The sequence below is a fragment of the Sinorhizobium garamanticum genome, assembly GCF_029892065.1.
Taxonomy (GTDB): domain Bacteria; phylum Pseudomonadota; class Alphaproteobacteria; order Rhizobiales; family Rhizobiaceae; genus Sinorhizobium; species Sinorhizobium garamanticum.
Window position 1 is genome coordinate 2,194,630 of sequence record NZ_CP120373.1, and the last position, 15,891, is coordinate 2,210,520.

The following is a 15,891-nucleotide window of genomic DNA, read 5'->3' on the forward strand; positions in this document are numbered from 1 at the left end:
CCGCGCGGTCAACCTTGACGGCGCGGTCTAGCGCGCGGAGCGGCATTCCCCGCGGCGTCCAAAGTCAGGATGACGCGTTGATCCCTGTCGCCTTGAGCCGCTCGATCTCGTCTTTGAGATGGAGTTTGCGACGCTTGAGGCCATGGAGCTCCATCTCGTCGACCGACGGATGAGCGAGTGCCTCCTGGATCTCGCGCTCGAGCTCGCCATGCTTGCGCTGCAAGGTTTCAAGGTGCGCTTCAACGTTCATCGGCTGCTTTCCTCCTGATTGAGATTGAAAAGCGCGCGCCAGCTTGGCCCGCTGTCGTGCTTGTGCAAGTGATTGATGCTGAGGGGAGCGCTCACGTGTCAGGACAGAGAGCTCTGCTCGGTCGCGGATAGCATGGCGCGATCCTAAATACAGCGCGAGATTAACCTTGTCGTTGTTCAGTTTCTCAAATCCCCAACCGCAAACTCCTGAATAACAAGATAGTCACGCGCATGTTCGTGCGATCCGCGGAATTGGTCTCGCACAGCAACCGGGCGATGTTTTTTTGCGCGAAGCGTCTATTTTTGCGCGTTTCGTCTGAAGCGCCCTCGCAGGAATGAGCGAGAGACAAGATAAGCTGGGCCTGTTGAGGCCGATGAGCGGATTTTGGATGGAGACAGCCTTGGAGATTCTGCGCGCGCTGGTCGCTTGTAGCGGCTGCCAGCAAACTGAACGCGTCGATACTTTGGGCCAATTTCGGACTAATTCTTGCGCCGATTGCAATGATATAACATTACGTATAAGGGAGATATCAGACGGATTGCCGCGATTTGCACCTCTCTCGATCACGTGGTCGGGGCTGCGATCCGTGATGGTGAAAAGGAGGTTTGCGGGGGGTATCGCAATTTGGGGCGGACAGATCAGCACTCGACACTCGATCCCAATGGAAACAATGGGGCCGGTCGACAACTGGCGGTGATCGGCGCCACGGGTGAATACAGCCGAGCGGAAACCTCGTTGCACGTGCATCCGGATGTTACCGTCGTCAAATCTAGCGAAGGCTTCGGCTGGTCCGATCTCTACGCCGCGGTGACCGACGAGCGGCCTCATCTCGCAATCCGCAGGGCAATTCCAGATATCTGGTTCGCATCGACCCTTACGGGAATCGAACTGCGCCGCACGGTGGGCGAAGAGCAGCACCATGCGGTGCTGTCGTCCGACCTTGTTACGATAACGCCGGCAGGCATGGCGGTGCGTGACGAGATCGCTGTGCCCGTCAATGCCGTTCACGTTTTTCTCAGAGGCGACCTGATGCAGGAGGTCGCCGATGATCTCTTTGCGAGGCACCGCTCGGATCGGGCCATCATACCGGCGTTCGCGATCGAAGATCGGGCGCTGTATTTCCTTCTTCACGCGATCCGCGTATCGCTAGACGACCCTCCCCGGAGCAATCTCCTGAAGGCGGAGTTCCTCTCCAGGGCGATGGCGGCGCATGTTTTGCAGATCCACTCCACCGACGGAGTTGTGCGGAACAGGGTTCCTGACAGGCTTGGATCGAACCAGTTCCGGGCAGTGGTCGACTATATCGAAGCCAATCTCTCCAGCGAGATCAGCGTCAACGAGCTTGCCGCGATCACCGGTCTCAGCCGCGAGCAGTTCTTCCGCCGCTTCAGAGCGTCGCTCGGGATGACTCCCTACCGATATGTAATGATGGTTCGCATCGAGCAGGCCAAGGCCTACTTGGCCGATCCAAAGCTTGAGATCGTATCAATCGCCCTGATGTGCGGTTTTTCGAACCAATCGCATTTCGGCGCGGTCTTCAGGCGCTTCACTGGAAAATCGCCCGCTGGCTACCGACGCTCGATCGCCTAGTGCGGGGGCATGGGCGTCCTCGAAACGAGCGCGACAAACGTGCCGGTTTCCGCCTCCATACGGACGAATTGGACATTTGCGGCACCAATTCGAAAGAATCTTGCGCGATTTGTCCGTATCCTGCGCATGCGTTCGGGCGATTGCGGGTTTGAGATGACCGTGAGGTTGTAACCGGTCCTTCGGGCAGGAGGTCGATCAGCGCATGAGGCGCCTGGATCAGCCGGCTGGCTGGCCAGGCGCCTTTTTGATTTTGCCAAGACTTGTGAGGAGACACTATGCCGGAACGGGCACTCGCTCGCTCGGTCCAGTCGGTAGTGAATTTTGAGCTGCAAGACGCGGACGGTCTAGCGGAGCACATCGGTCAGCGGTTTGCGCCGGTCAGGATCGAGCCCATTCGGGCTGCGGATCGATTCACCATGTCCGGCACCTATGGTCAGGTCGCCGGCATCGATTTTAGCCGAAGCCGGGTCCAGGGCGAATTCAGGATATTCCCAAAGCGGCTCTATGACGGCGTGTTCTTCATGTTCCCAGGTGCCGGCAGCATCGTTTTCCAGCAGAGCCGCGAGAATGTCATGAGCTCGCCGACGACCGCGGTCGCGGCCGAAGGCCTGGCTTGCAGATCAATGGAATTTCTCGCCGACAGCTCGTTTTGCGGCGTGGTGATCGATCGGCCCGTGTTTGCCGGGCGGCTGTCTGCCCTGCTCGGCCATCCGGTCGTCGAGAAGCCGGTCTTCCAACCGGCGTTTGATATGGCATCCGGCGGCGCCAGCGCGCTGAGGGCTTTGGTGATGTGCATCACGGGTCCGGAATTCGGGCCGCAGCTTAACCGGATGAGTCTGACAGCAGAGCGGATTCGCGAGACTTTGGTCGACCTGGTGCTCGAAACGTGGCCGAACAGCTACTCGGAGATCCTGCGCCGACCGGCGCCGATGATCGCGCCTCAGCATGTGAAGCTCGCCGTGGATTTCGTCCATGAGCACGCGCAGATGATTCCAAGCGGCACTGAGCTTGCAGCTCTGTCGGGGGTTAGTCTTCGCGCGCTACAACAGGGCTTTCGACGGTTCGTGGGCGTCTCTGTTGGCGCGTACCAACGTCAGGTCCGATTGGAGCGGGCGCGCGCTGATCTTCTGCGTGAGCCAGGGACATCGGTCGAGGAGATCGCATTGCGTTGGGGCTTCACCAATGCCGGACGGTTCAGCCGCTATTTCAAGGCGGCCTACGGAATTTTCCCGACGGAGTTGATCCGCCGCAAGACTTGAAGCGCGGCACGGAACCGTCGCCTGTCGGCGGGGGAGACCAAGAGTGAGCGTCTCAATCCAGTCTGCTGCCGTCTGAATCTGAGAGCCGCGACATTAATTCGGGATACCGGCGGCGTTGAGAAAGGTAGCATGAACAGGCAAGGCTTCCCGCCCAAGCCTGCAGGTTGCAATGCGGGCGCGCCGACCTTCGCGCCGAAGCCGGTCTCCTCCTGTGCGGCGCGACCGCCATATTGCGTCGCACGGGAGGTCTACCCTTTTGCCCTGTATTTCGCATGCAGGCCGCGTCGGGTCGGCCGAGCATTTCGACGTCCTGTTTCCGGGAGATTCCTGAACCGCGCGTTCGATGATCGCTCTGACGGAGCGCCACACAAATCCGACACCCGTGACACCAATCTGAGATATTTGCAGTGCCGATTTCGCTAGGGTGAGCAGGCATGGCCTCCCGGCTTGGCTTCCCTGGCCCGAAGGACGTGTCGCTGGCGAGCCGCCCTTCGGGCCGCCACCTCTAAGAGGCTCGCCTTCCCTCCTGCGCGGGCGTGACCCCCTCGCGCCGCGCAGGAGGCTTGTAGCGATTGGTCGTGGTGGAGAGAAACGGTCCCTCAGGGACGCGCTCGTCGCGGACGCAACCCGAGGCGGATAACCCGCGACCCGGGAAGCCATGCCGGGGAATAACCAGTTCGCAGTTCTGCATTGTAACCGGCGCCGCCGGCTAGCTGTTGGCTGCCGCAAGTTGCTGCAGGCGCCGCTCGCGGTGCGCGCGGATCGACGCCGTCGCAGGGGTTGCGTCGGATTCATTGTCGGCGGCAATGTGATAACGGTCACGCCCGGTTCGCTTGGCGTGGTAGAGTGCCTCATCGGCGAGCTTCATGGTCTGCTCAAGCGTGTTTGATGGCCGATGCTGGGCAACGCCAATACTGATCGTGAGATTGATCCTGTGTCCTGCGATGATCTTCCCGGATCGCCGCATGGCATTGCAGAGCGCGTCGGCAAGGTGCGCCGCTTCGACATTGGCTTTCGCGGGGAGGAAGACACCAAACTCCTCGCCGCCCAGTCGTCCCGCCAACGCATCGGGCGGCAGCGCTGCTCTGAGCACGTTGGCGAGGCACTTCAGAGCTTCGTCGCCGATGTCGTGTCCGTAAGTGTCGTTGACCGACTTGAAATGGTCCGCGTCGATCATCAGGAATGTGCCGCCGATCGCCAGTTGCTCGCGGATTTGATTCAGCAGGTAGAGGCGCGTGAGCAAGCCGGTGAGCGGATCGTAGCGGACGCAATTGTCGAGACGATCAATCGTGATCGTGAGCAGCCTGAGGACGCTCAAAGCTCCGATGGCGATCGGTGGTGCAATCAACAGCGGGATGATCGCCGCGAGAGATAGGATGCCCCAATAGGCGTGGGGCGGTAGCCCGCGGATGAATGCGAGCGCCGTTGCGATCGACACAACCGGTACCGCGACCGAAATCGATGTGATGACGGCCAGCAAAGAAAAAACTAGGCGGTTCGAAGTGATACGCAGTTTTGGTAGCAACGTCTCCATGCGCGAAGCGTAGGAACAGCGCACTTACCCAGGTGGTTTCTGGAATCTGTAGACTTGTACGCAACCAGGGTCAGTCGCGCACTTTGCTGCGCGATGTGTCTGCCTCTGGGCCAACATGTCTGATCTGCGCGCGAGCCGCGGCGCTGACCGCTATCGACCAAACATTGTCTCAGTCAGCGTTACGGGATGTCGAACGACAGCGAATAGCGATTTTTGACGAAGGTCAGGAAATGGCGAAGGGCCGGATTGGAGTTGTCGGTTCGCCAATATCCGGAGAAGCCCAAATAGGCCTGGCCGTGGGGGCCATGGATCTCGCGTAGCACGACATTGGGGTAGGTTGCTCCGCTCGCGCCTTCGCAGGTGATTGTGACACCAAGCCCGCCACCGAGCACACTCATGATGGATTCGCGCGAGACCGCGTGCATCTTGATCGTGGGGCGAGAACTCACTGTACCGAGACGCCCGAGCAGCATGTCGCGCAATTCTGGACCTGGATCGCGTTCTGTCAGGAGAAAGGTCTCGTTGCGAAGTTCAACCCACTGCAGGCTTTCGTGTATGGCCAAGGGGTGGTCAGCGGGCATGGCGAGCAGCATGCGTTCGCTCCAGAAGGCGGCTCTGTTGACGCCGGGATAATTCGCCTCGCCCATCATGATGGCGACGTCGATGCGTCCGGAGTTGAGCTCGGATATGAGTTCGCATCGCGGCGCCTCGACGCCATCGACTTCAATGTCGGGGCTATGTTCTCCCCATGCAAATAGCGTCGCGCGGAGATGGCCGGCGGAGATCGGACCATTATGGCCGATCATGATCTTACCGCCGCGTCCGCGATCGACCGCAAGCATCGAGCGTTCGAGGCGGTCGACTCTGGTGATGATCTCGCGCGCATCGCGGATGAACTCCCGGCCGAGGGGAGTCATCGTGACGCCGGCATGGCTTCGCACGAACAATTTGACCTTAGTGCAGCGCTCGAGGGCGAGGATTGCTCGGCTCAGCGTGGATCGTTCGATCTTGAGGACCTCTGCCGCGCGGTGGAAACTATGATGATCGGCGGTGGCGATGGCGTAGCGAAGCTGCCTGAGATCGAAAGTCATTTGGCGTTACCTCGCCTGTGACCAGCTATTGTTGCGGAGGGCTGCTGTGGGCCAGCGCAACGGGTGAGGTCTGGATTGAGCGAGGCGATATAGACCTCGAAGAAGCATGCTTACTCCCTTTCGTATTGACTCGGTCTTGCTCCGAAGTAGTGAAAATATCTGGTACGTTATAGCGTTACGTGTTGTTAAAGATGATTAACGAATGGATGCACGTGAAGAGAGTGGGTGAAATTCTCCTGCTCGCCGCTCTCGCTGAGCTTCGTCACACGAGACGGCCAGGTGAGCCATTTCCTCATCGATCTTTTGCTGATGAGTCGTGATCGGTGGGCGAACGGCAGCGCCTCCCGATTTGAGGCGCTGCCTGCGCAGAAACGGCCCGCGTTTGCGTGAGATGTCCTGATTGGCGGTCGGTCTAAGTCAGCAGCCGAAGCGCGTCACGTGCCCTCCTCCGGCCCGTGACGAGCGGCGGCGTATAGCACCCGCTCAGCAGCGCTTATGCTTCCGGTTTCGCGTGCTGCCTCCGCCCAGGCAGAGATCGGGAATTTCCCCTCGAAGAGGATGTCGCGCTCGATGCCCATGCCGAGCGACAGGCGCAACGATGCGATCTCGGAGAAGCTGAAGGATCCGAGCTCCGGGCAGCCGAAGCCGAGGTCGGCCAGACCGAACAGCGTATCATTATCAGCGTCGAGCTCGGTGGCGAGCCATGTCGCGGCCCCGAGCGGGTTGAAGAATTTGACGACGGGGATGTGGTCGGTGTCGGGATTGCTGCCGTTGGCGAGCAGCCGCTCCCGCAGCTCTGGTGTGAGGAGGATCATGCTGCCCTCCTCTCGTCCGAGGGTTCGTCGCCGCTCTCCAGGTGGTCGTCCTCAGGCAGGAAGCCGAGGAGATATGCTGCCGCCTTGCTTGCCTGCGAAGCGGCGCGCACGATCGCGCGATTGTCTTCGCGCAGCACCTCGAGCCAGGAGCCGATATAGTCGGCATGGCGGACGGTCGGGACGATGCCGAGTGACGCGCAGCAGAAAGCCGCGTTCATCTCAGCCACCAATTCCTCGAATGCGTACCTCTTCGAGCCGAAGGATCCCGTCAGGTCACGATTAAGGCGCGAGAGATGGCCTGTGGCATGACCGAGCTCATGCAGGGCCGTGCGGTGCCAGTTGATCGGATCGTAATAAGTCTGCGGAGGCGGGACTTGTACGTAGTCGAGGGCCGGCACGTAGAAGGCCCTGTTGCCGCCGATCCGGAAGTCGATGCTGGTTGCCTTGATCAGCGCCTCGACCTTGGGCTCGACAAGCCCCTCGGGCGGCGGTGGTGCGACGGTGGCGATATCGTCCGGAAGGTTGTCGCATTGAGCAGCATTGAAGACGGTGAAGCGCTTCAGGAACGGGATCGCCTGGGCCTCCTCGCCAGTCTCGCGTGCGCGCTGCTTTTCATCTTCGGGAATGAACCGGTCGGCATAGACGACGGTCGTGCCGCGCTCGCCCTTTCGCACATTGCCGCCGAGCGAGAGCGCCTGGCGGAACGTGAGCCAGGTCTGGCTCGGGAAGCCGTATTCGATGACGGCGCCCCAGAGGATCAGCACATTGATCCCGGAATATTGCCGGCCGGTCGCGGCATTCTTTGGCATCGCGAGCGGCGCCTTCGCCGCCGCGCTTCCCCAAGGCTGAACCCATGGGACGCGGCCGGCCTCAAGCTCAGCGATGATCTTGTCGGTGATTTCGTCATAGAGGCTCGCCCGGTCCGTGCCGGAGCGGCCGTTGGTGGAGTTTCTGGACATCGCGGTTCTCCGCGACGGGCGCCGGAGGCCTCTCCTCCAGCTGCCGACCGTGCTGGTGCTTGAGGAAGCCCACACGTTCGTTCGGCGCGGCAAGGATGACGACGGCCCCGCTTCATCTCCGACCCAACTCTGTCGCGAGGTATTCGAGCGCATAGCCCGGGAGGGACGCAAGTTCGGGCTTGGGCTTGTCCTTTCGTCGCAGCGGCCGTCGGAGCTTTCTCCGACAGTTCTTGCCCAATGCAATACGTTCCTATTGCACCGCATCGTCAACGACACGGATCAGAACCTCGTCGCTCGCTTGGTACCTGACAATGTGGGTGGGCTCTTGCGGGAGCTGCCGAGTTTGCCGTCGAGGCAGGCAGTTCTTCTCGGTTGGGCAACGCCGATCCCAGTTCTGGTGGAGATCGACGAGTTGCCTGATGCGCAGCGGCCGCAGTCGGCAGACCCCGATTTCTGGAAGGTATGGACATTGGCCGAACAGCGAAGCGTCGATTGGGGTGCGATTTCGCAGGAGTGGTCGGGCGTTCCTCCGACGCACCCAGGGGAACAATGATCCGAATGTCTCTTCTGTCCATCTGTGATCACGCCGTGCACTGTGGCCACCGATGGCGGGAGAAGCCATGAGGCGGCGATCGATAGTTGTCGAAGGGCCGCTTGCGTTCCGCATGGCGCGGATCGGCGCCGCGCAGCGGGCGGAATCTGGGCTACAGATTTTCACATTGCCGCTACTTGCCGCGCGTCTCGCGGGGGGCTTTAGTCGGCCCGCTCGGTCGCAGGATCTGGACCCCGCCATTCGCACTGCACTCCAGGAAGGCGGCTTCACGGAACTCGAACGAGTCCGCCATCTTCCCGGGACCACACGCTCGATCGCCCGCACGCTAGCAAAGGTTTGGCAAGCCGATCTCGCTCTTGACACCCTCACTAGCCGCAGCGCGCGACTTGCCGAGTTCGCCGAGGTTGAACGCCGCGTTCGCGCCAGCCTGCCACCCGGCGTGCTGACGCCGCGCGATCTGCGTGATGTCGCGCTTGCGCGCGTCGCGCATGCACCTGCAATGCTCGGAGCCATCGAAATCGATCGGCTGACGGCCATCGCCCCCGTCTGGCGCCCGTTGCTTGCGAAGCTCGCCACGACCGTTACCCTCACCTGGCGCAATCCCGGCACTGCGGACGTGAGCTGGTTCGCTGGACAGGTCGTCAGCGGCGAGCGACAGCCGGCCGCTGCCATGTCAATCGTTACCTGCGCTAACCCTCGCGCGGAAGCCGTCGAGGCGCTGCGCTGGATGCGCGAGCTCATTGCGTCCGGCCGCGCGCGTCCCGAAGAGATCGCGATCTGCGCCACTGCCACAGAGGAATGGGACGAGCATTTCCTCGTGCTAGTCGCCGATGCGGACCTGCCACTCCATTTCTCACACGGAGTGCCGGTCCTCGCGTCGCGGGACGGGCAAGCGTGCGCGGCGCTTGCTGACGTCCTGCTCAACGGCCTCAGGCAGGATCGAATCCGCCGGCTGTTCGGCCATGCCGCGAGCCGAAGCCGTGCGCTCGCAGAGCTGCCTGCGACCTGGTCGCTCAGCCTCCAGCCCGGCGCCGCGCTGTTCGAGCTCGACCAATGGCGTCGCGCGCTCGATGAGGCGGCCGGGCGCCCGACCGACGGAATCGATCCGCGCCCGATTGTCATGCCCGTTCTCGAGCTGCTTGCGCAGGGGCCTGGAGCGGCCGCACAGGCCGGTGCAGTGCTGCTGGGTACGGCGGCTCGGGCGCTCTGGACCGAGGCGCTCAGGCGCGCGCCCGCCGAAGCGCTCGAATTCTCGCTGCATGACTTGTGCCTGCCCGATGGACGCGATCCGGGCACGTCCGCAGTCTGGTGCCCGGCTAGCCACCTCGTGGGCGCGCCGCGTCCCTGGGTGCGCCTGCTCGGGATGACCTCGCGCTCCTGGCCGCGCCGCGCCGCGGAAGACCCACTAATACCGGCACACGTCCTGCCGCGTCCTGTGCTCGATCCCGACCCCGTCACCGAGCACGACCGGCGCGCCTTCGTCGTGATCACTGGCCACGCCGCGCGCGGCTGCGTGCTCTCCCGAAGCCGGCGCAACGCCCAGGGCGGGCAGCTGTCCGCCAGCCCTCTGCTCCCGCAGGACATGCAGCCGCAGATCCTAAAAGGCGCGCGCATTCCGCAGCACGCGTTCAGCGAAGTCGATCGGCTTCTCGCACGGCCCGACGAGGCGGCGGCATCGCCGGCGCTCGCCGCCGCCGATCTCTGCTGGCGCGATTGGCGACGCCCGGGGGTCACCGCGCACGATGGCCAAGTGCGCGCGGACCATCCGCAGATCGCCCGTGCGATCGGCGAGGTCCAATCCGCGACCTCCCTGCGGCTGATGCTTCGTGACCCGCTGGCCTTCGTGTGGCGCTACGCGCTGGGCTGGCGTGCGGTTCCCGAAGACGATCAGCCCCTTACGCTCGACGCACGCGCCTATGGCGAACTGGTCCATGACCTGCTGAAGCGTACCGTTAATGCCCTCGAACCCGTGCCAGGCTATGCGCGCGCGTCGCGCCAGGAAATCGAGGCTGCGCTCGCGGCGTCGACCGAAACGGTGCGCGTGCACTGGCCGCTCGAGCGAGCGGCGCCGCCCACCTTGCTCTGGCAACACACGCTCACCGCGGCCGCGCAGCTCGCGCTTAAGGCGCTGACGCTCGACGAAACGTTCCAATCTGGCACACGCAGCTGGACCGAGCTTGCCTTCGGCAGCGCCGGGGATGGCGCTACCGCAACCGATCTGCCGTGGCGTCCCGACGCCGAGGTGACGATTCCGGGCACTGAGGTGCGGATCCGCGGCAGCATCGATCGGCTCGATCTCACCGGCGACGGTCGTGCCGTGCGCGTGTCGGACTACAAGACCGGCGCCGAGCCGCGCCGGGCGGACGAGATCGTGCTCGGCCGCGGCACGGAGCTTCAGCGCGTCATCTACGCAATCGCGGCCCGCCAGTTGCTCCCCGAGAGTCAGCGGGTGATCGCACGGCTCGTATTTCTCGCCGACCAAGAGCCGAAGCCCTATCGCCTGCCGGACGTCGACCAGGCGATCGCCGAACTCGCCGAGCATGTCACGGCGGCCCTCGTGCTCTTGCGAAACGGACACGCCTTGCCTGGGCCCGACGCGCGGGAAGAGCACAATGACTTCCGCATCGCGCTGCCGGCATCGGCCACCACCTATCTCCAGACCAAGAATGCCGCCTTCACGCGCGCCTTCGGTGAGTTCGCGCGGATATGGGGGTGCCGATGATACTCGCTGACAGCCCCGCGCGGCTGCGCATTCTCACCGATCTCGGCTCCACCTTGCTCGTCGAGGCCGCCGCCGGCACCGGCAAGACGGCGCTGATGGCCGGACGCTTGACCATGCTGCTCGCACGTGGCGCCGAGCCCGGTGCGATCGCCGCCATCACCTTCACGGAGCTTGCCGCGAGCGCGCTTTCGGCGCGCGTGCATCGCTATATCGAGGAGCTGCTAGCGGGCCGCGTACCTCAACCGCTGCGGCTTGCCTTGCCCAACGGACTCGACGAAGACCAACAGCGTGCGCTCTCGGCCGCTGCGGTCAAGCTAGACGAGCTCACCACCGCTACAATCCACGCCTTCTGCCAGACGATCATCTCCAGCTACGCGGTCGAGGCCGACATCGATCCGGGCGCGCGCATCCTCGACGCGGTCCAGGCGGCGGCCGGTTTCGACTCGGTGTTCGAGCAGTGGCTGAAGCGGCGATTGAATGGGGAGGAGCGGCCCGGCGATCCCATTGCGACGCTCTCGCGCGACGATCCGCGCCGCATCGTCGGGACCCTCCAGGAGCTCGCACGATTCCGCTTGAGATATCGCGGCGCGCACACGCTGCCCGCCAACCTCGGCGGTCGGCCCGATATCGATCTGGTCGATGCTGTCGCGGATTTCCGGCGCTGGATCTCGTCGCAGCCGGGCGAGCCCAAGACCCTGGAACTGGTCAGCGAGCTCGAGACGCTCGCCAATTTCTATGCCGGCAGCTTTGATCCTCCGCCCGGTTTTGCGGCGCTCTGGCGCCTAGCGCATCCGCCGCACCTGCGCTGCATGCGTCGAAACAGCTTCGATCTGCTCACGCCGAGGCGGAAATCGGCCTGGGAGCGAGTCGCAGGCAGGGAGCTCGGCGCGCGCCTCGACGAGGAAGCGAACGCGTGCTTCGAGCGTGTCAATCGCTGCTACCGGATACTGCTGGGGCGTATCGCGACCGCGCTGGTTGCCCAGCTCTCCGCCGAGCTTGACGAAGTGCTCGACGACTATGCCGCCTTCAAGCGCGCCGCCGCGGTCCTCGATTTCGACGACCTGCTCGAGAAGGCGCGGGCGCTGGTAGGCCAACATGACGATGTGCGGCGCGCGCTTGGGCAACGCTATCGTCACATCTTCGTCGACGAATTCCAGGACACCGATCCGACCCAGACGGAGATTCTCTTCCGGATCGCGGCGGAGGATCGTGCCGAACGCTGGCAGGACAGCAACCTGCGCGCGGGAGCGCTGTTCATGGTCGGCGACCCGAAGCAGGCGATCTATCGCTTTCGCGGCGCCGACATCGGCTCCTATGCGCAGGCGCGCGCCGCCATTGAGCGCCAATGGCCGGACAAAATCGTCCAGGTCACCGCCAACTTCCGCTCGCGTCCTGACATCCTCGCGCACATCAACCGCTGCTTCGCGCGTCCGCTGTCGGGCGACGGCCAGCCCGGCTACGTACCGCTCGCGCCGACGCTCGATGGCCCCGACCATGATATGCCTTGTGCGGCGCGGATAACGGTGGACGTGCCGCCCGACTCTCGGCCCGCCCAGATCCGGGACGCCGAGGCCGAAGCGGTCGCCGACCTCTGTGCGCGCCTCGTCGGCAATCTGCGCGTTCCCGACGAGGACGGGACGATCGTGCCGCTCACCGCCGGCGACATCGCCTTGCTTGCCCCGACCGGCGCCGAGCTCTGGCGCTACGAGCGCGCGCTCGAGCAGCGCGGCCTTCCGATAGCGTCGCAGGCCGGGAAAAGCCTGTTCCGTAGACAGGAGGTGCAGGATCTGCTCGCGCTGGCCCGAGTGCTCGCCAATGCCGGCGACACGCTGGCGTTCGGCGCGCTGATGCGCGGCCCGCTGGTCGGGCTAGCCGAGGAGGAGCTGCTCGACATCACCGCGGCGCTTCCCCCGCATCCCGATCGCCCTGATGCGCCGCCGCACTTTTCGCTTCTGACCGATCTCAATCACGTCACCCATCCGATCGCGCGTCGAACGCTCGCGATCCTGCAGGAGCTCAGGCGACGCGTGCGGGCGACCACGCCAGCGTTTCTCCTCGCCGAAGCGGCCGAACGTCTCGCGGTCCGGCCGATTCTCGCTGCACGCGAGGGCGATCGCAGCGGCCGCGCCGCCGCCAACGTCGAAGCATTTCTGGAACGCGCGCGGCCCTATGGTGTGCGGGGTCTCAAGAAGTTCGTCCGCGATCTCGCTCGGGAATGGCGCGACGGCGCTTCCCACAGTGAGGGACGGGTCGACGCGGAAGGCGATGCGATCGAGATCATCACCATTCACAGCGCTAAGGGCCTCGAATGGCCGGTCGTGATCCCGATCAACACCGGCACCTTGCTCCGCTCTCGTCAGCCGTTCGTCTATCGCACCGCTGACGAGACGCTGCATTGGCTGATCGGCGACGTCGTTCCGCCCGATCTGCTTCGCGCGCTTGAAACCGAAGACGACAGCCTGGCGCGTGAGCGTGAGCGCCTCTGGTATGTCGCCTGCACGCGGGCCCGCGAGCTTCTGATCGTTCCCGAATTGCCGCAGGCCGAGCAGCGGTCGTGGGCGCGGATCGTCGATCTCGCTCATCAGGACCTCCCGCAGCTTAACCTTTCGCGGCTCACGCCAGCGGTCCGCACGATCGACGTTGAGCTCCCGAACGGGCAGACAGAGGAGGTATTTGATAGGGAGCGCGCCGTCATTGCCACCGCCTCGAAGCCGCTCCATTGGCTGAGGCCGAGCGATAGTGACCAGGATCGTGTGCCGATGGGCGAGACGATCGCGATCGAACTCGGCGATGCTCCCGAAACCGAATTGCCGGTTGGCGCAGGGCGCGTGCGTGGCCTGATCCTACACAAGTTGATGGAGGAGGTGTTCACCGGCGAACTCCCCGAGGGCCCATCGGCCTTCGCCGCGCGGGCGCGTGTGCTAATGAGCGAGCTCGTGATCGACGCCGAGGGTGGCGCGCAGGCTCCCGACCCAGACGAGATCGCGGCGACCGTTTTGCGTACCCTCGCGCTGCCCGAAATCGCCGCGCTCAGGCCGAATCTTGTCCCCGAATGGCCGATCTACGCGGTGCTTTCGGACCGGCCGGAGCCGACCGCGCTCACCGGACGGATCGACGCGATGGCGCTTCAAGACGGGCAACCTGCCGTCGTGCTCGACTGGAAGAGCGATGTCGCACCGACCGAGCACGATATGCGCGACCATACCATTCAGCTGAGTGACTATCTCCGCGCGACCGGAGCACCGCGGGGTGCCGTGATCTACATGACGAATGGTGTCATTCGATGGATAACAGCTAGCTCGCCACAGTGAGGGCTCCATGACACGTACTGCTCGCGAACCTCCCGATCGGACCGGGTTCAGTGCTGTTGGGCCAGCTATTCGCCTGCACGGAGCAAGTCCGCGTGCGTGTGCTTTCCTTGAACCTCTGCTTGTGCACATCAACGAAAAGTCGAAATTCTTCTCCGCTCAACGATATTGATTGAGGCCAAAGGCCTAACCTGCAAAACGCACCAATCTGCGCCGGACCTCAGCTGCGGGCAGTCGGCATCTTGGATGGGCGAAGAGAGTGTTCAGACCGTCGTGCAGCCGGTTGAAGGGGACGTGGTTGCCGTCAGCGAACTGGTCGAAGAGCCATAGCACACCGTGCATTTCGATTTGCTCGGCGACGGCAAGCTCCCGCAATGTGCCATCGCCGGTAAGCAAGCTCCATTGGCGGGACTCAGCGATCGAAAAGGCGAATGTGTCTGGCACGGAGAGACGCACGTTCTGCCGTCGGACAATCGTCGCGCGGCTGAGCTCGGTTGGGGTCAGGGCTTCGACGCGAAGCCCCAACCCCACCAGCTTGTCACCGAGCTCGCCTGCCAGTTCCCGAGCATAGAGTAAGTCGGGTACGGCGAACTCGAAGGGCAGACGGAACATCTCTTCAAGGAGCTGTGCCCGCTCGAGATCAATCAGAACTGATGTGTCGGAGACGAGAATCGGCACTTATCAAGCCGCCACCTGGTCCAATCTGGCGTCGAGTTCGCGGACGGAAATGCCAAGCAGTTCCGCGGCGCGGGATTCTCCGATCATCCCTTCGGCAAGTGCTCGGTAGCATAGCCGCTCGAAACGCTTGGGCTCTTCCAGCGCTGGCTCCATCGTTTCCGGCTCTTCGAAGGGCGCCGTTCTCCATCCCCGCTCGGCGAACACCTTGAACAGCCGCGCAAGGGCAGCCGGGCTGATAATGCCCAGATCCTTGCAGCGATAGGCGAGAGCCTGAATGCTCACACCGAAGCGTTTCTTCAGTGCGACGAGCTCACCGATACTGATCGACGAGCGATGGGCGCCGACCTCCGCACGAAGCACGTCGGCAGGCATCAGGAACGCGCCGGCAAACCGATGGGCGGCTTTTTCCTCATCGACGTCGCCGGATGGTGCGATCACCATATGGCCGAGCTCGTGGGCGAGGTTGAAGCGCTTTCGCTCCGACCACGTGCTGCGCTTGATAACGATGACGCGCGCGGCCGTCCGGTCCTTGCGCCTAACCTTGGCAGCAAGGCCGTCGATATCGTTAAGATCGAGCGACAGGACTTTTATGCCACGCTCTTCAAGCAGCTCTGCGAGCTGCGGGATTGGATCATTGCCGAGTCCCCAATCATCACGCACCGAGCGTGCGGCATCCTCAGCGTCGCGCATGTCGGCAACGGGATGCGGAGCGCTTCGTGGCTGTTCCCACTCCACGCTGCGCATCTGCAAGAGATCCTCGACGGCGAGATAGCGCTCAAGCATGTGAATCGCGCGAGCCTCAAGGAGGGCCTCCTCTTTGGATGAGGCTCCGACCTTCTTCCTGAAATCCACGCCTTCCAGGGCGATCTCATCCTCGTTGAGGAGATATTCCTCCGTGACGTCGAGAGCCTTTGCGAGCGCGATCAGCACGCGCGAACTCGGCATGTCCTCGTTTCTCTCATACTTGCCGATGGCCTGGGCCGTAACGATGCCATCGATGGCATCGGAGAGCGCGCGTAGCGACAGGCCCGACGCCGATCGGGCAACTTTGAGCTTGTTTCCGATCATGGTGGCCTCCTTGCGATTTTCAGTTTCCAATATTAGGATATGGGGAGAAGATTGTAAACCGAAA

At 63.3% G+C, this 15,891-nt stretch carries 12 protein-coding genes; 5 read left to right on the forward strand and 7 right to left on the reverse strand.

Annotated features, from left to right (window positions below; translation table 11 throughout):
• Positions 1–64: 64 nt before the first annotated feature.
• Positions 65–250, reverse strand: coding sequence for a YdcH family protein (locus PZN02_RS10190; RefSeq protein ID WP_280657887.1), 186 nt, complete (start codon positions 248–250; stop codon positions 65–67).
• A 624-nt stretch (positions 251–874) separates the two neighbouring features.
• On the opposite strand from PZN02_RS10190, the gene PZN02_RS10195 reads away from it, so the two are divergent.
• Both PZN02_RS10195 and PZN02_RS10200 read left to right on the forward strand, forming a co-directional pair.
• Entirely contained in the window at positions 875–1,840 is a 966-nt protein-coding gene (locus PZN02_RS10195) for a helix-turn-helix domain-containing protein (RefSeq protein WP_280657888.1), read from the forward strand.
• Positions 1,841–2,115: 275 nt separating this feature from the next.
• The gene (locus PZN02_RS10200; protein ID WP_280657889.1) at positions 2,116–3,099 is read left to right on the forward strand and encodes an AraC family transcriptional regulator; all 984 of its coding nucleotides are present in this window, start codon (positions 2,116–2,118) and stop codon (positions 3,097–3,099) included.
• Positions 3,100–3,808: 709 nt separating this feature from the next.
• Here PZN02_RS10200 and PZN02_RS10205 read toward each other — a convergent pair.
• From PZN02_RS10205 to PZN02_RS10220, 4 genes are all read right to left on the reverse strand, one after another.
• The gene (locus tag PZN02_RS10205) at positions 3,809–4,537 is read right to left on the reverse strand and encodes a GGDEF domain-containing protein (protein WP_280657890.1); all 729 of its coding nucleotides are present in this window, start codon (positions 4,535–4,537) and stop codon (positions 3,809–3,811) included.
• A 275-nt stretch (positions 4,538–4,812) separates the two neighbouring features.
• On the reverse strand, positions 4,813–5,724 hold the full coding sequence (locus PZN02_RS10210; RefSeq protein WP_280657891.1) for a LysR family transcriptional regulator: 912 nt from the start codon (positions 5,722–5,724) through the stop codon (positions 4,813–4,815).
• Positions 5,725–6,158: 434 nt separating this feature from the next.
• Positions 6,159–6,539 (reverse strand): DUF2958 domain-containing protein, encoded by a 381-nt coding sequence (locus PZN02_RS10215; RefSeq protein WP_280657892.1) that lies wholly within the window; start codon positions 6,537–6,539, stop codon positions 6,159–6,161.
• A complete protein-coding gene (locus PZN02_RS10220; RefSeq protein ID WP_280657893.1) occupies positions 6,536–7,498 on the reverse strand; it encodes an ArdC family protein in 963 nt (320 codons plus the stop codon). The genes PZN02_RS10215 and PZN02_RS10220 overlap by 4 nt, the downstream gene beginning before the upstream one ends.
• Between PZN02_RS10220 and PZN02_RS10225 the strand changes: the two genes are divergently transcribed.
• The 3 genes from PZN02_RS10225 to PZN02_RS10235 all read left to right on the forward strand — a co-directional run bounded on the left by PZN02_RS10225 (position 7,479) and on the right by PZN02_RS10235 (position 14,084).
• On the forward strand, positions 7,479–8,051 hold the full coding sequence (locus PZN02_RS10225; protein ID WP_280657894.1) for an ATP-binding protein: 573 nt from the start codon (positions 7,479–7,481) through the stop codon (positions 8,049–8,051). The two genes, PZN02_RS10220 and PZN02_RS10225, sit on opposite strands and share 20 nt — an antisense overlap.
• A gap of 67 nt (positions 8,052–8,118) precedes the next feature.
• Entirely contained in the window at positions 8,119–10,773 is a 2,655-nt protein-coding gene (locus tag PZN02_RS10230; protein WP_280657895.1) for a PD-(D/E)XK nuclease family protein, read from the forward strand.
• Positions 10,770–14,084, forward strand: a complete 3,315-nt coding sequence (locus tag PZN02_RS10235) for a UvrD-helicase domain-containing protein (protein ID WP_280657896.1) — start codon at positions 10,770–10,772, stop codon at positions 14,082–14,084. Before PZN02_RS10230 ends, PZN02_RS10235 begins: the two co-directional genes overlap by 4 nt.
• Positions 14,085–14,267: 183 nt before the next feature.
• Here the strand turns inward: PZN02_RS10235 and PZN02_RS10240 are convergent, their stop codons facing one another.
• Positions 14,268–14,759, reverse strand: coding sequence for a PIN domain-containing protein (locus tag PZN02_RS10240; RefSeq protein WP_280657897.1), 492 nt, complete (start codon positions 14,757–14,759; stop codon positions 14,268–14,270).
• 3 nt (positions 14,760–14,762) lie between these two features.
• Complete coding sequence (locus PZN02_RS10245; RefSeq protein ID WP_280657898.1) at positions 14,763–15,827, reverse strand: helix-turn-helix domain-containing protein; 1,065 nt, start codon at positions 15,825–15,827, stop codon at positions 14,763–14,765.
• Positions 15,828–15,891: the final 64 nt, after the last annotated feature.